The sequence below is a fragment of the Blastococcus sp. DSM 46786 genome (genome assembly GCF_900109665.1).
Classification (GTDB): domain Bacteria; phylum Actinomycetota; class Actinomycetes; order Mycobacteriales; family Geodermatophilaceae; genus Blastococcus; species Blastococcus carthaginiensis.
The window spans coordinates 282,537-296,649 of sequence record NZ_FOAO01000002.1 but is presented as its reverse complement, the minus strand read 5'-3'; the positions used below and the strand labels follow the sequence as shown (position 1 = coordinate 296,649).

At 75.4% G+C, this 14,113-nt stretch carries 9 protein-coding genes; 4 read left to right on the top strand and 5 right to left on the bottom strand.

Going from position 1 to position 14,113, the window contains the following annotated elements:
- Nucleotides 1-16: 16 nt before the first annotated feature.
- From BMW62_RS03470 to pdxH, 3 genes are all read right to left on the bottom strand, one after another.
- Nucleotides 17-2,062: a putative bifunctional diguanylate cyclase/phosphodiesterase gene (locus tag BMW62_RS03470; protein WP_091929421.1), complete on the bottom strand. Its 2,046-nt coding sequence runs from the start codon at nt 2,060-2,062 to the stop codon at nt 17-19.
- Nucleotides 2,063-2,314: 252 nt separating this feature from the next.
- Nucleotides 2,315-3,640 (bottom strand): MFS transporter, encoded by a 1,326-nt coding sequence (locus BMW62_RS03465; RefSeq protein WP_091929420.1) that lies wholly within the window; start codon nt 3,638-3,640, stop codon nt 2,315-2,317.
- Nucleotides 3,637-4,284, bottom strand: coding sequence for a pyridoxamine 5'-phosphate oxidase (pdxH, locus tag BMW62_RS03460; RefSeq protein ID WP_211434957.1), 648 nt, complete (start codon nt 4,282-4,284; stop codon nt 3,637-3,639). The genes BMW62_RS03465 and pdxH overlap by 4 nt, the downstream gene beginning before the upstream one ends.
- A 155-nt stretch (nt 4,285-4,439) precedes the next feature.
- Between pdxH and BMW62_RS03455 the strand changes: the two genes are divergently transcribed.
- The 3 genes from BMW62_RS03455 to BMW62_RS03445 all read left to right on the top strand — a co-directional run bounded on the left by BMW62_RS03455 (nt 4,440) and on the right by BMW62_RS03445 (nt 9,538).
- On the top strand, nt 4,440-5,561 hold the full coding sequence (locus BMW62_RS03455; protein ID WP_091929419.1) for a citrate synthase 2: 1,122 nt from the start codon (nt 4,440-4,442) through the stop codon (nt 5,559-5,561).
- A gap of 95 nt (nt 5,562-5,656) precedes the next feature.
- Nucleotides 5,657-6,769 (top strand): phosphoserine transaminase, encoded by a 1,113-nt coding sequence (serC, locus tag BMW62_RS03450; RefSeq protein WP_091929418.1) that lies wholly within the window; start codon nt 5,657-5,659, stop codon nt 6,767-6,769.
- Between the two features lie 72 nt (nt 6,770-6,841).
- Nucleotides 6,842-9,538, top strand: coding sequence for an ATP-binding protein (locus BMW62_RS03445; protein ID WP_244523811.1), 2,697 nt, complete (start codon nt 6,842-6,844; stop codon nt 9,536-9,538).
- Between the two features lie 76 nt (nt 9,539-9,614).
- Here BMW62_RS03445 and BMW62_RS03440 read toward each other — a convergent pair whose 3' ends face one another.
- Together BMW62_RS03440 and BMW62_RS03435 are read right to left on the bottom strand one after the other, a co-directional pair.
- Nucleotides 9,615-11,063, bottom strand: a complete 1,449-nt coding sequence (locus BMW62_RS03440) for a circularly permuted type 2 ATP-grasp protein (RefSeq protein ID WP_091929417.1) — start codon at nt 11,061-11,063, stop codon at nt 9,615-9,617.
- The gene (locus BMW62_RS03435; RefSeq protein ID WP_091929416.1) at nt 11,060-12,958 is read right to left on the bottom strand and encodes a prolyl oligopeptidase family serine peptidase; all 1,899 of its coding nucleotides are present in this window, start codon (nt 12,956-12,958) and stop codon (nt 11,060-11,062) included. Before BMW62_RS03435 ends, BMW62_RS03440 begins: the two co-directional genes overlap by 4 nt.
- A gap of 250 nt (nt 12,959-13,208) precedes the next feature.
- On the opposite strand from BMW62_RS03435, the gene sepH reads away from it, so the two are divergent.
- The gene (gene sepH, locus BMW62_RS03430) at nt 13,209-14,108 is read left to right on the top strand and encodes a septation protein SepH (protein WP_091929415.1); all 900 of its coding nucleotides are present in this window, start codon (nt 13,209-13,211) and stop codon (nt 14,106-14,108) included.
- Nucleotides 14,109-14,113 lie beyond the last annotated feature (5 nt).

The window sequence follows — 14,113 nt, the reverse complement described above, 5'->3', positions numbered from 1 at the left end:
TCTGTCGTGTCCGCTGTCAGACGACCGGCATCGATCCGTCGTGGATCGTGCCGACCCGGTCGAGCAACTCGCTCATCTGCTCGCCGCCCATCGGCCGGGCGTAGTGGTAGCCCTGCGCGATGTCACAGCCGAGGTCGCGCAGCGCAGCCACGTGCTCGGCGCCCTCGACGCCCTCGGCGACCACGGTCAGCCCCAGGTTGTGGCCCAGGTCGACCGCGGTTCGCACCAGCACGGCATCGTGGGCGGTCGAGATCATGCCCAGCACGAACGAGCGGTCGATCTTCAGCTCGTCGACCGGCAGCCGCCGCAGGTGCGCCATGGAGGTGTAACCGGTGCCGAAGTCGTCGATCGACAGCTTCACGCCCAGGTCGTGCAGGCGCTGCAGGACCTCCATGGACCGGGCGGCGTCGCCCATGACCGCGCTCTCGGTCACCTCGAGTCGCAGCAGCTCGGCCGGTACCCGGTGCGCGGTCAGCAGCCGCCGGACCAGTTCGGGCAGCCCCACGTCGAGCAGGCAGCGGGTGGACAGGTTCACCGCCACGGGGACGCCGTGGCCGGCGTCCATCCAGCAGCGCATCTGGGCGAGTGCCAGATCCAGCACGTGCTCGGTCAGCCGCAGGATGATGCCGGTGCCCTCGGCGGCCGGGATGAAGTCGTCGGGCGGGATGAGGCCGTGGACGGGATGCCGCCACCGCAGCAGCGCCTCCAGTCCCTCGATGCGCTCGCCGTCCAGGGTGTACTTGGGCTGGTAGTTCAGGAACAGCTCGCCGGCGCCCTCCAGCGCCCGCCTCAAGTCGCCCAGGACCGTCAGCCGCGACGGGGCGGTGACGTGCTCCTCGGGCTCGAAGATCACCGCGCCGGACTTGAACTCCTTGGCGACGTACATCGCGATGTCGGCGTTGCGCAGCAGCACCTCGGTGTCGGTGCCGTGCCACGGGGAGACGACGATGCCGATGCTGGCCTCCACGTCGACGGCCACGCCGTCGACGTCGAAGGGCCGGTGCAGCGCCTCGCGCAGCCGCTCGGCCACCTGCTCGGCCTCACCGGCCCCATCCACGAGGGGCAGCAGGACGGTGAACTCGTCCCCGCCGAGGCGGGCGACGGTGTCACCCTCCCGCAGCACCGACTCCAGTCGGGGCCCCACCTGGCAGAGCAACCTGTCACCGAAGGAGTGGCCGAGGGTGTCGTTGATCTCCTTGAAGCGGTCCAGATCGATCAGGAACAGGGCGACTTCGCCGTCCGAGCGGCTGGCCGCGGCCAGGGCCTGGTCGAGACGGTCGCGCAGCAGCTCCCAGTTGGGCAGGCCGGTGAGGGCGTCGTGCGTGGCCTGATGGCGGTCGCGCTCGGCGGAGCTCCGCAGGTCCTCGGTCTGGCGGCGCAGCTTCTTCGACGCCGACGCGATCAGGCGGAAGACGACGAGGTGGAAGACCGTCAGGGAGGCGACGAGGGCGATCGTCATGGTCCGCACGTCCGTTGCGACCGCGGCGGCGACGGGCGCGTAGGGCAGGTAGAGCTCGATCACCCCGTCCGGCGAGTCCGCACCGTCGTACTGCATCGGCACGTAGACCTCGAGCAGCTGGTGCGTGCCGTCCTCGCTGGTGGCGCTGTCGTCGGCGGAGTGGGCGAAGCCCGAGACGACGTAACCGTCGAGTGCCGCGCCCAGCTCACCGGAACCCGATGTCTCGCCCACGAGCTCTGGGTTCTCCGAGTGGTAGACGATCGTGCGGTCGCGGTTGAAGATCTTGAGCTCGATCGGGTCGAACGCGGCGAGCGAGAGCCCCGCCGTACCGAACTCCTCGGCGGCGTCGTTCACGGCGCTCTCCACGTCCGCCAGGCGCTCGGCCTCGAACCCCTCGGCGAGGTCGACGGGGGTGAACTGCGGCTGGAGCCCCAGGCGCACCGCCATCAGGGCCGCGTCCTCCGCCTGCTGGCGGGCGCGGTTCTCGATCGCCGTGCTCAACACCGAGGAGAGCACCGCCCCCACCGCGAACGTGAGCAGCAGGCTGACCGCACCGAAGCGTGCGAGGAGGCTGGTGCCCCGTAGCCGGTGGAGAAGGCTCATGCCACCGACGATCGGTCCACACGCCGCCGCGCTTGAGGCGTGCCTCACCTCGTCCCCCCACGGGGTGAGGGCGCAGGTCGGCGTTTCCGCTCACTCGCCGCCGCGGACGACTGCGCCTCCCGCCGCTGCCCCAGCTCTTGCCCCATCCCGCTACTGGGGAGTAGGGCCGGGCAGGATCGGATATGAACGCCGGAGGTCCGGCCGGCCTCGCCACTCTCGGGGGCGGGCGAGCCCGGCCGGACACCCGGCGGGTCAGCCGGTCCGGTCGACGGCCGACCGCGAGGCGCGGAACAGCCAGAACGACGGCACCAGCAGCGCGACGGCGACCATCGCGAGCACCACCACGACGCCGCCTGAGACCATCGCGAACGACACGCCCGCGGCGCTGGCCAGGCCACCGGCGCGCAGGTCACCCAGCCGGGGGCCGCCGGTGACCACGACGATGAAGACGCCCTGCATGCGGCCGCGCATCTCCTCGGGCGCCGCCGTCTGCAGCATCGCGCTGCGCAGCACCGCGCTCACCATGTCGCCCGCGCCCGCGACGGCCAGGCACAGGACCGCCAGCCACAGCGTCGGGGCGAGGCCGAAGCCGATGATCGCCACGCCCCACACCGCGATCGAGACGATCACCACCGCGCCCTGCCGGTCCACCTTCGACACCCAGCCCGACGTCAGCCCCATTCCCAGCGCGCCGATCGAGATGCCCGCGAACAGCCAGCCCAGGCTGTTGGGCGAGTCGGCGTACCGGGTCTCCGACAGCTCGGGGAACACCGCCTGCGGCCAGGCGAACAGCATCGCGATGACGTCGACGACGAAGGTCATGAGCAGCACGGGCTGGGTGCGCAGGAACGCGAAGCCCTCCCAGACCCCGTGCACGGCGGCACCCAGCCGCAGCTTCCCGGCGTCCCGTCCCGGCGGCAGCGGCGGCAGCCCGCGCAGCAGCACGGCGGCGACCACGAAACCGACGGCGTCGATGGCGTAGGCGGTGAACAGCGACCCGAGCCCGATCAGCAGCCCCGCGACCAGCGGACCCACGATCACGCCGATCTGCCGGACGGTCATGGCGAGCGCGTTCGCGGCGGGGACGCCCGCCGTGCCGACCAGCGCGGGGATGACGGCGTAGCGCGTCGGCGAGTTGACCGCGGTGAAGGCGGAGACCGCGGCGGTCAGGACCCACAGCAGGACCAGGTTCCCGCCGCCCGGGAGCAGCGCCTGCGCCGCGAGCAGCGCGCTGGTCACCGCCGCGCCGACCGAGGTGACCACCAGCAGCCGCCGGCGGTCCATGGCGTCCGCGATCGCGCCGCCGAGGAGCCCGAAGACGATGAGCGGGACCAGCGCGACGATCGACGTCACGCCGACCATGAACGACGAGCCGGTCAGCAGGTAGACCTGGAAGGGGACGGCCACCAGCGTCATCTGCTGGCCGATCGTGGTCGTGGCGATGCCCCAGAACAGCCGCCGGTAGCGGGGGTCGCGCAGCGGGGTGGTGTCGATCGCCCAGCCCCGCCGGCGCACCCGCTCGGGGACCGGCTCCTCGACCGGCGCCCCGCCCTCGATCGGGTCGACCGGCTGGCTCACGGCGCGAGCCGCTGGACGACCCAGCCGCCGCCCTCGGCGGTGTCGCGGACGAACCGCAGCCGGTCGTGCAGCCGGTCGGCCCCGCCCTGCCAGAACTCCACCCGCTCGGGCACCACCCGGTAGCCGCCCCACACCTCGGGGCGGGGCACCGGGCCCTCCGGCGTCTGCTCGTCCAGCAGCCGCACGCGCTCCTCGAGCTCCTGCCGGGAGTCGACGACGGTCGACTGCACCGAGGCGACCGCCGCCAGCTGCGAGCCGCGCGGGCGCGGGTCCCACAGCCCGTCGGACGCGGCGTCGCCGATCCGCTCCACCCGCCCGGCCACCCGCACCTGCCGCTGCAGCGCGTGCCAGGGGAACACGAGCGCGGCCCGCGGGTTCACCGCCAGCTGCGCGCCCTTGGCCGAGGCGTAGCTGGTACCGAACACGATGCCGTCGGTGTCGTAGCCCTTCATCAGCACGACCCGGGCGTCCGGGGCGCCGTCGGCGTCCGCGGTCGCCACGACGACGGCGTTGGGCTCGGGGAGCTCTGCGGCGACCGCGTCGGCGAACCAGCGGTCGAACTGCTCGACCCAGGTGGGGGCGAGCTCGTCCTCGCGCAGCCGCCCGAGGGTGTAGTCGTTGCGCATGCGGGACAGGTCGGGCACGCCGCCATGCTGACACCGGGTCCGCGCGGCGGCTCGGGAGGGCGCCCGCACCGCCCCCCGTGTGCCAGGACGGGGTGGACGGCCTAGGGTCGGCAGGCAATCCGTGCGCCAGTTCCCTGCGCGCACGTGGGTCCGCGCGCAGAGGAGCTTGCGAGATGGCCGACGACTTCGTACCCGGCCTGGAAGGCATCATCGCCTTCGAGACCGAGATCGCCGAACCGGACAAGGACGGCGGTGCGCTCCGCTACCGCGGGGTCGACATCGAGGACCTGGTCGGCAAGGTCACCTTCGGCAACGTCTGGGCGCTGCTGGTCGACGGCAAGTTCGGTCCCGGGCTGCCGCCGGCGGAGCCGTTCCCCATCCCGGTGCACAGCGGCGACGTGCGCGTCGACGTCCAGGCCGCCCTGGCGATGCTGGCCCCGTTCTGGGGGTACCGCCCGCTGCTGGACATCAGCGCCGAGGAGGCGCGCGACCAGCTGGCCCGCGCCGCCGTCATGGCGCTGTCCTACGTCGCCCAGTCCGCCCGCGGCATCGGCGTCCCCGCCGTGCCGCAGAGCCGGATCGACGAGGCCTCGACCATCGTCGAGCGCTTCATGGTGCGCTGGCGCGGTGAGCCCGACCCCCGCCACGTGGCCGCGGTCGACGCCTACTGGACCTCCGCCGCCGAGCACGGCATGAACGCCTCGACGTTCACCGCGCGCGTCATCGCCTCCACCGGTGCCGACGTCGCCGCCGCCATGTCCGGCGCGATCGGCGCGATGTCCGGCCCGCTGCACGGCGGCGCCCCCTCCCGGGTGCTGCACATGCTCGACGACGTCGAGAAGACCGGTGACGCCGAGAAGTACGTGAAGGACCTGCTCGACCGCAAGGAGCGGTTGATGGGCTTCGGCCACCGGGTCTACCGCGCCGAGGACCCCCGCGCCCGCGTGCTCCGCCGCTCCGCCCAGGAGCTCGGCGCCCCGCGCTTCGAGGCCGCCCTCGCCCTGGAGGACGCCGCCCTCAAGGAGCTGCGCGAGCGGCGTCCCGACCGGCCGGTGGAGACCAACGTGGAGTTCTGGGCGGCCATCGTCCTGGACTTCGCCGAGGTCCCCAGCCACATGTTCACCTCGATGTTCACCTGCGCCCGCACGGCAGGCTGGTGCGCGCACATCCTCGAGCAGAAGAACACCGGCCGCCTGGTGCGTCCGTCGGCCCGCTACATCGGGCCCGAGCCGCGCAAGCCCGAGGCCGTCGAGGGCTGGGACACCATCAACACGAAGGCCGCCCAGCTCACCTGAACAAGGACCACCCTTCCCCCCACGCCTCGCGAGCTCGGCGCGGGCCCCTGAAGGGTGGCCGTTCCAGCACGTCACCCTGAGAGGCCCTCGACGGCATGACCCCCACCATCCCCGCCGCGCTCCTCCCGGCCGACGGCCGGTTCGGGAGCGGGCCGTCCAAGGTGCGCCCCGAGGCCTTGCGCGCCCTGGCCGGCGCGGGAGCCGCGGTCATGGGCACCTCCCACCGCCAGGCGCCGGTGAAGGCCCTGGTGCGCCGGATCCGGGAGGGGCTCACCCAGCTGTTCGACCTCCCCGACGGCTACGAGGTGGTGCTCGGCAACGGCGGGACGAACGCGTTCTGGGACGCCGCGCTGTTCGGCCTGATCCGCGACCGCGCCGCCTTCGGCAGCTACGGGGAGTTCTCCGCCAGGTTCGCCGCCGCGGCGCGGGACGCACCGTTCCTCGGGGAGCCGGTGGTCGTCACGGCCGAGCCCGGCTCGCTCGCGCTGCCGGCCGCCACCCGGGGCGTCGACGCCTACGCCTGGGTGCACAACGAGACCTCCACCGGGGTCATGGCCCCCATCTCGCGCCCCAGCGGCACCGAGGACGCCCTGGTGCTCGTCGACGCGACCTCCGGCGCCGGCGGCCTGCCGGTCGACGTCTCGCAGACCGACGTCTACTACTTCGCCCCGCAGAAGTCCTTCGCCTCCGACGGCGGGCTCTGGGTGGCGCTGATGTCGGCCGACGCGCTGCAGCGGATCGCCGAGCTCAAGGCGTCGGGCCGCTGGGTGCCCGCCTTCCTCGACCTGTCGATCGCCGTCGAGAACTCGGCCAGGGACCAGACGTACAACACCCCGGCCGTCGCCACGCTGTTCCTGCTGGCCGACCAGATCGACTGGCTGCTCTCCCTCGGGGGGCTGTCGGCCGCCGTCGAGCGCACCCGCGAGTCCTCGTCGCGGCTCTACGGCTGGGCGGAGCGGTCGGCGTACGCCACGCCCTTCGTCGCCGACCGGGAGCACCGCAGCTACGTCGTGGGCACCGTCGACTTCGCCGGCTCCGTCGACGCCGCCGCGCTGGCGGCGACGCTGCGCGCCCACGGCATCGTCGACGTCGAGCCCTACCGCCGGCTCGGCCGCAACCAGCTGCGCGTCGGCATGTTCCCCGCGGTCGACCCGGACGACGTGCAGGCGCTGACGGCCTGCATCGACTACGTGGTGGAGCGCCTGTAGGGACGGCGCCCCTGGACCCTGCGGGGGGTGGAGCCGGTCGGGAGCCGACCGGGCGTCGTGCACGATGTGTCGGTGGAGGTGGATGTGGGGCCCGGTGTGCCTGCGGGCGCCGACGGTGGCGATCTCTTCGCCGCCGGGGGCGAGGCCGGCCGGATCATGGCCGCGTTCGACTGGGCGAGCACCCCGCTGGGCCCGGTCGACGGCTGGCCGGCGAGCCTGCGGTTCGCCGTCCGCACGGTGCTGGTGTCCAAGTTCCCCATGGTCCTGACCTGGGGGCCGGAGTACATCCAGTTCTACAACGACGCCTACGCGCCCTTCATCGGTGCGAAGCACCCGGCGATCGGGGATGACATCCGCCAGACCCTCGCCGAGGGCTGGGACGCGCTCGGCCCCCCGGTCGAGCGGGCGATGGCCACGTGCGAGGCCTCCTGGCTGCCGGGGCTGCTGCTGCTGCTCGAGCGCGCCGGCTACCGGGAGGAGACCTACTTCACCGTCTCCCACGCCCCCGCGTTCGGGGACGACGGTGCTGTGGCCGGCATGCACGCGGTGTGCACCGAGATGACCGGGCAGATCCTGGGCGAGCGCCGGCAGCGGCTCCTCCACGACCTCGCCACGGTCGGATCCCAGCTCGGGGACGAGCAGGAGACGGTGGCGGCGATGTGCGCCGCCCTGTCCGCCGACTCCTTGGACCTGCCGTTCGCCGCCGTGTACCTCGCCTCTCCCGGCGAACCCGGGTTCCGCCGCGTCGCCGCGGTGGGATGCGACGCGACGCTGCTGCCGGAGACGGCGGGGACCGACGCCGAGCTCACCGGGATCGTCGACCGGCTGGACGTGACCGGCGGCCCGTTCGGTGACCGCGTCACCGAGGCCGTCGTCCTCCCGCTCACCGCCACGCGGGACGGCGAGCCGCTCGGCCTGCTCCTCGCGGGCACCAGCCCCAACCTCGCGCTCGACGTGGAGTACCGGTCCTTCTACGAGCTCGTGGCCGGGCAGTTCGCCGGCGTGGTCGTCAACATCCGGGCCTTCGAGGTCGAGCGGTCGCGGGCGGAGTCCCTGGCCGAGCTGGACCGCGCCAAGACGACGTTCTTCGCCGACGTCAGCCACGAGCTGCGCACGCCGCTGACCCTGCTGCTGGGCCCGCTCCGCGACGTGCTCGACGACCCCGACGCCGCGTTGACCGCGGACGTGCGGGAGCAGGTCACCCTCGCCGTGCGCAACGGTCAGCGGCTGCGCCGCCTGGTCGACGACCTGCTCGACTTCGCCGGCATCGAGGCCGGTCGGGCCACCCCGGTGCGGGTGGCGACCGACGTGGCCACCTTCACCGCCGAGCTGACCGGCATCTTCCGGTCGGCCGCCGAGCGGGCCGGGCTGCGGCTGACCGTCGACTGCCCGCCGCTGGGGCGTCCCGCCCACGTGGACCCGCGGATGTGGGAGAAGATCGTCGTCAACCTCCTCGCCAACGCGGTGAAGTACACCTTCGTGGGCGGGATCGACGTCGCCCTCCGCGGCGTGGACGACCGCTTCGTGCTCACCGTCGCCGACACCGGCGTGGGCATCGTCGCCGAGGAGCTCCCCCAGCTCTTCCAGCGTTTCCACCGCGTCGCCGGGGCCGCCGCCCGCACCCGTGAGGGCACCGGTATCGGCCTGGCCCTGGTGCAGGAGCTCGCCGCGCTGCACGGGGGCACCGTCACGGTGACCAGCGAGCCGGGGCAGGGCAGCACGTTCACCGTCTCCCTGCCGTTCGGCGAGCCCGACGCCGCCGCCGATGGCCCCGCGGCCGCCCCCTCCGACACCGCCCGCGGCGAGGCGGAGGGCTGGGAGCAGCAGGGCGCACGGCCGGCGGGCCGGCCGACCGGCGTCCCGGACGCGCCCGGCGTGCTGGTCGTCGACGACAACGCCGACATGCGCAGCTACCTGACCCGCCTGCTGCAGCCCCACTGGGCGGTGCGCACGGCCGCCGACGGCGCGGAGGCGCTCGCCGCGGTGGCCGAGCGGCGCCCGGCCCTGATCCTGACCGACGTGATGATGCCCCGGGTCGACGGGTTCGAGCTGCTGCGGGCGCTGCGCGTGGACCCGGCCACCCGCGACGTCCCGGTGATCATGCTGACCGCCCGCGCCGGGCAGGAGGCGTCGGTCGAGGGGCTGGAGGCCGGCGCCGACGACTACCTGGCCAAGCCCTTCCGCGCCGCGGAGCTGCTCGCCCGCGTGCGGGTGGCGCTGGAGCGGGCCGCCGGTCACGCCGTGGCCCCCGCTGGTGCGCGCGACATCGCCCCGCCCCGGCCGGCGACCTCACCGCTGCCGGCCCCGCTGGTCTCCACCCACGTCGAGCGGCCCGGGCACGGCAGCGAGCCCGTGCCTGCTCCCCGTGCCGGCGACTCATCCGGCGCCCGCTCCCGGGCGCACTGGCGGCTGCCGTCGGAGCTCTCCTCCATCCCCGTGGTGCGCCGGCGGCTCCGCGCGCTGCTGGCCGACGCCGGCGTCGGCCCGGACCAGTCCTACGACCTGCTCCTGGCCGCCTGCGAGGCGGCCAGCAACGCGATCGAGCACGCCCAGGACCCCATCGAGCCCGTCGTCGAGGTGACCGCGGCCATCGAGGGCGGCGCCGTGGAGATCACGGTCCGCGACCACGGCCAGTGGCGGGAGCGGGTGCCGAGCATGGACCGCGGCCGCGGCTCCACGCTGATGAGCGCGGTCGCCGAGGTCACCGCCGTCCCCAGCCCCGCGGGGACGACGGTCCGGATCCGGGCCGCGCTACGGCCGGCGTCCTGAGCCGCCAGTACTCACCGGCCGGCGTGTGCTCGCTCGGCTACCCACCTGTTGCCGCACAGGCTGAGCAGGGGGCCCGTCAGCGCAGCAGCCAGGTGTCCTTGCCGACGAGGGGGGTGCTGCCCACCCGGGTCAGCGCCAGCGGGAGCGCGGTGGTGGTGCGCCCGGCGACGGAGAACACCCGCAGCTCCACCGGCCGGGGACGCAGGCACCCGTCGACCAGCGCCGGCGCGGTCGAGGGGACCAGCGGCTCGCGGGCGACGAACCGGTGCGGGGCGGCGGCGATCTCGGCCCGCAGCGCGGCCAGCTCGTCCGCCGAGCAGGCCGGCCCGTGCACGACGCGCCGGCCGCCGTACCCGGCGACGGACTCCACCTCGAGCTCGTGCAGCCGGCCGGCGACCTCGGCCCACGCGTCCGGGTCGGCCAGCACCCAGGTCCGCGCCGAGGCCAGCAGCGGCTCCTCGCCGAGGTAGAAGCGGATCATGGCCGGCACCCAGGCGTAGCCGGCCGCGTCGTCGGCCACCCCGTTGCCGGGCACGTTGGCCAGCCCGAGCCGTCCGGCCCGCACCGCCTCGGTCAGCGCCAGGTCCAGCGGGACCCCCGCCCCGGTCGGATAGGCGCCGAGCAACGCGTCGTCGAAGCGCCGGTAGAGGACGTCGACGGGCACGCGACCGCCGTCGACGGCGGCCTCCACTCCCCCGTCGCTGCGCGGCCACAGGTCGCCGGCGCGCACCAGCGGGGCGTCGAGCGCCTCGGCGAGCACCCGGTGCTCGAACCAGGCGCCGTCGCTCTCCCCCTGGGTGAGCACGGCGGTGCGCGGTCGGCCGGGCACGCCGGGCGGCGCCGCGTCGGCCAGCGCGCCGGCCAGCAGCGGAACGGCGTCGGCGGGGTCGCGGAGCCGGTCGCCGGCGCCGGCGACCAGCTGCGGCAACACCGCGCGGGCGCTCTCCCGGTCGGCCAGGGCGTAGCCGATGCCCGCGGGCGTGCGCAGGTGGTCGCGGACCACGGCCCAGCGCCCGTCCGCCGTCCGGACGAGGTCGGCCGCGGCCACGGTCGCGCGCGGCTGGCCCGGCCAGGCGCGGGAGACCGCCCCGGGGTCGCGGCCGGGGCCGTGCGCCACCGCCCACTCGGGCACGGCGCCGGCCCGGACGATCTCCGCGGCGCGGTCGGCGTCACCGCGCCGGCGCCCGGCCGGGCGGTAGGCGTCGGCGAGGAAGGCGTTCAGCGCCCGGTGCCGCTGCGCCGTGCCCGCCGACACCGCCCGCCAGGCACCGGCGTCGAGCAGCCGCGGCACCGGGTCCAGGGGCACCGGCCGCAGCTGCTGCCGGCCGTCCACCCAGGTGCCGACGACGACGCCGCGCTCCTGCCGCCGCCGCGCCAGCTCCTCCTCCGCGGCCACCAGCCCCGCCGCCCCCAGCCGCTCCAGGGCAGCGACCGGCCCGGCCCACCCGTCGCGCAGCCGGCCGTCGGCACCGACGGCCTCGTCGGTGCGGTCGGTGGGGTAGCCGGCGAAGAGTTCCCCGCTCACAGCCACCGATCGAACCAGGCGGCGAGCCGCTCGCCCAGTTCCACCAGGTGCTCGCGTCCCACGATCGCGTGACCCTCGCCGGGGAAGAGCAGCAGGTCGGCGCGGGCGCCGCGGGCCTGCAGCGCCTGGTGCGCCTGCACCGACTCGGCCACCGGCACGTTGGTGTCGCGGTCCCCGTGGGTCAGCAGCACCGGGGCGGTGAGCCGGTCCAGGGCCGTCATCGGCGAGAGGGCCGCCAGCATGTCGCGGTCGGCCACGGGGTCGCCGTACTCGGTCACCGAGGCCGCGGCCATCCACGGCTCGGTGCCGGCGAAGAAGGTGCGCAGGTCGCTCATGCCCGCCAGCGAGGTGCCGGCCGCGAAGAGCTCGGGCCAGCGGGTGAGCGCGACCAGCGTCAGGTACCCGCCGTAGGACCAGCCGTGCGCGCCGACCCGGCCGGGCGCGGCGATGCCCGCGGTCACCAGCTCGTCCACCGTCGTCCGGACGTCGGCGAACGACGACTCGCGCGCCGGCCCGTCGTCGGCGGTCATGAAGGCTCGCCCGAACCCGCCGGAACCCCGCACGTTGGGGGCGAAGACGGTCAGCCCGGCGGCCACCATGCTCTGCGTGATCGGCGACCAGTTCGGCCGCGCCTGCCCCTCCGGCCCGCCGTGGAAGCTGACGACCGTGCGGTTGGGGCCGCGGCTGCCCTCGGGCACGTACAACCAGCCCGAGAGCCGGACGCCGTCGGGGGCGAGGTACTCGTGCCGCACCGGCTCGACCAGACCCAGCGCCTCCGGCCGCGGGGGCGAGCAGGGCAGCGGCTCGGCGGCGGCGCCGTCCAGCGGCACCCGCCACAGCGTCCGGGGAGCCCGGGGCCCGGAGAGCTCGGCGACGAGCGCGTCGCCCTCGGGCGCCGTCGCCCAGCCGGAGAGCACCGGCTCGGGCAGCGCGATCCGCCGCACCACCGCACCGTCGGAGCGCGCGTGCAGCCACAGCTCGCTGACCCCGTCCGCGTTCCACACCGCGAGGACGGTGCCGTCGGCGCGCACCGCGTAGCCGTCGAGATCGGCGTCGGCGCGCTGCAGGACGATCCGGCCGCGCCCCGGCACTCCGTCGTCGTCGAGCGGGACGGCGACGAGGCCGGCGCGGTCGGCCCCGGGCGGGCCGGGCAGCGCCGCGCGCACGTGCACGGTGGCCCCGCCGTCGGTGAACCGGCCGTCCTCCGAGGCGATCCCGCCGGGCGCGTCGAGCGGGACCACCCGCCGCTGGATGCCGGTCGCGACGTCGATGACGACGATGTGCCGGTAGGCGCGCGGACCGCGCCGGGCCAGGACGGTGCGCCCGTCGGCGGAGACCGCGGTGACGGCGAGAAAGCCGCCGGAGGCCAGCGTCCGCTGCGCGCCGGTGACCACGTCGACCAGCACCACGTCGGCGTCGGGCCCGGAGCCCGGGGCGATCGAGCACGCGTAGTGCCGCGGCCCCACCCAGCACCCGGCGAAGACCGCCGCCCGCGGGTCGGCACCGGCCACCAGCCGGCGCCCCGAGCCGTCGGGGCGCACGACGTGCAGCTCGGCGCAGATCGAACCGCCGGGGCTGACCAGGTAGGCCAGCCGCTCGCCGTCGGGCGACCAGGAGGCCGAGATGACCTCCTGGTCCGCCGCGGACACCTGCACCGGCGGCGTCCGCTCGTCCAGCGCGGCCACCTCCAGCCGGGGCAGCCCGGAGCGGTCGGTGACGTAGGCGACGCGGCGTCCGTCGGGGGCCGGGGCGGGGCACCAGGTGGCGGTTGCGCCGGCGATGCCGGCGACGGCGCGGCGGACCGCGGCCGGCAGCGCCTCCGGGGGTGCGAGCGCCGCCAGGGCGGGGCAGCCCGCGGGCGCGGCCGTCCACTGCTGGGTCACGGGGCTGGCCATCGCTCCTCCTCGGCTCGGTGCGGTGCCGCCGACGAGCCCCCCACTCTGGCGGGGGCAGGTTCCGGGCACGTGTCAGCGCTGTCATCGGCGTGGGTCGGGCCCGTCCGCACCCCCCGCCGGGAGGACCGGGACCGGGTAGTGGCGCGGCGCGCCACGCCGGGGCGCCTGCGTGCCGCGCACCGCCGCTCCGGATAGCCTCGGAGACCGGGGTCTCGTCCGGGCCCGCCGCGCCGGCTGCAGGAGGTCGCCCATGCGCACGCTGCGCCTCGTGGCACTCTCCGACGACGGGAGGAGCCTCGTCCTCGTCGCCGACAGCCCCGACCACCCCGAGGGCGAGCGCTTCGAGCTCCCGATCGACGAGCGCGTGCGCGCCGCCGCCAGGGGGGACGCGCGCCGGCTCACCCAGATCGACGTCGACCTCGGCACCGAGTTGCCGCCCCGGGTGATCCAGCAGCGCATCCGCGCCGGCGAGACACCCGAGCAGGTCGCCGCCGCCACCGGTGCCCGGGTGGAGCGCATCATGCGCTTCGCGCACCCCGTGCTGCAGGAGCGCGAGCGCGTGGCCACGCAGGCCCGCGAGGCGCGGGTCCGGCTCACCGAGGGTGCGCCGGGTGTCGTGCTCCAGCAGTTCATGGTCGAGCGGCTGCGGCTCATCGACACCGACATCGACGCCGTCCGGTGGGATGCCTTCCGCGACGAGGACGGCACCTGGGTGGTCACCGGCGAGTGGCGCGCGGGCGCGAAGTCCGGCACCGCCCGGTGGAACTTCGACCTCCCCTCGCGCACCGTCGCGCCGCACGACGCCGCGACGACGGACTTCGCCGAGGGCACCCGCCTGGTGCGCGTCGTCCCCGAGGTGCCGGCCGGCCAGCCCGCCGCGGCGCCCCGCGCCCGCCCCGTGTCGGTGGTGCGCACCCCCGAGCTCCCGCCCGCCCCCGCCGCGGCAGAGGACGCGCACGTGCGCGACGTACACGCCCCCGACGGCAGCCCGGCCGACGACGAGTCGATGGCCGCCCTGCTGGACGAGGTCGCCGAGCACGACACCGTGGTGCTCGGCCGCGGTGGCGACGGCACCGACGACGACGAGGACCCGCGCGCCCGCATCCCGGCGTGGGAGGACATCGTCTTCGGGGTCCGCCGCAACCGCTGACCGGG

What these genes read in the sequence shown, in the direction of transcription:
- BMW62_RS03470 (WP_091929421.1), bottom strand. Translation starts at nt 2,062, where the DNA reads ATGAGCCTTCTCCACCGGCTACGGGGCACCAGCCTCCTCGCACGCTTC.
- BMW62_RS03435 (WP_091929416.1), bottom strand. Translation starts at nt 12,958, where the DNA reads ATGGCCAGCCCCGTGACCCAGCAGTGGACGGCCGCGCCCGCGGGCTGC.
- sepH (WP_091929415.1), top strand. Translation starts at nt 13,209, where the DNA reads ATGCGCACGCTGCGCCTCGTGGCACTCTCCGACGACGGGAGGAGCCTC.
- serC (WP_091929418.1), top strand. Translation starts at nt 5,657, where the DNA reads ATGACCCCCACCATCCCCGCCGCGCTCCTCCCGGCCGACGGCCGGTTC.
- BMW62_RS03455 (WP_091929419.1), top strand. Translation starts at nt 4,440, where the DNA reads ATGGCCGACGACTTCGTACCCGGCCTGGAAGGCATCATCGCCTTCGAG.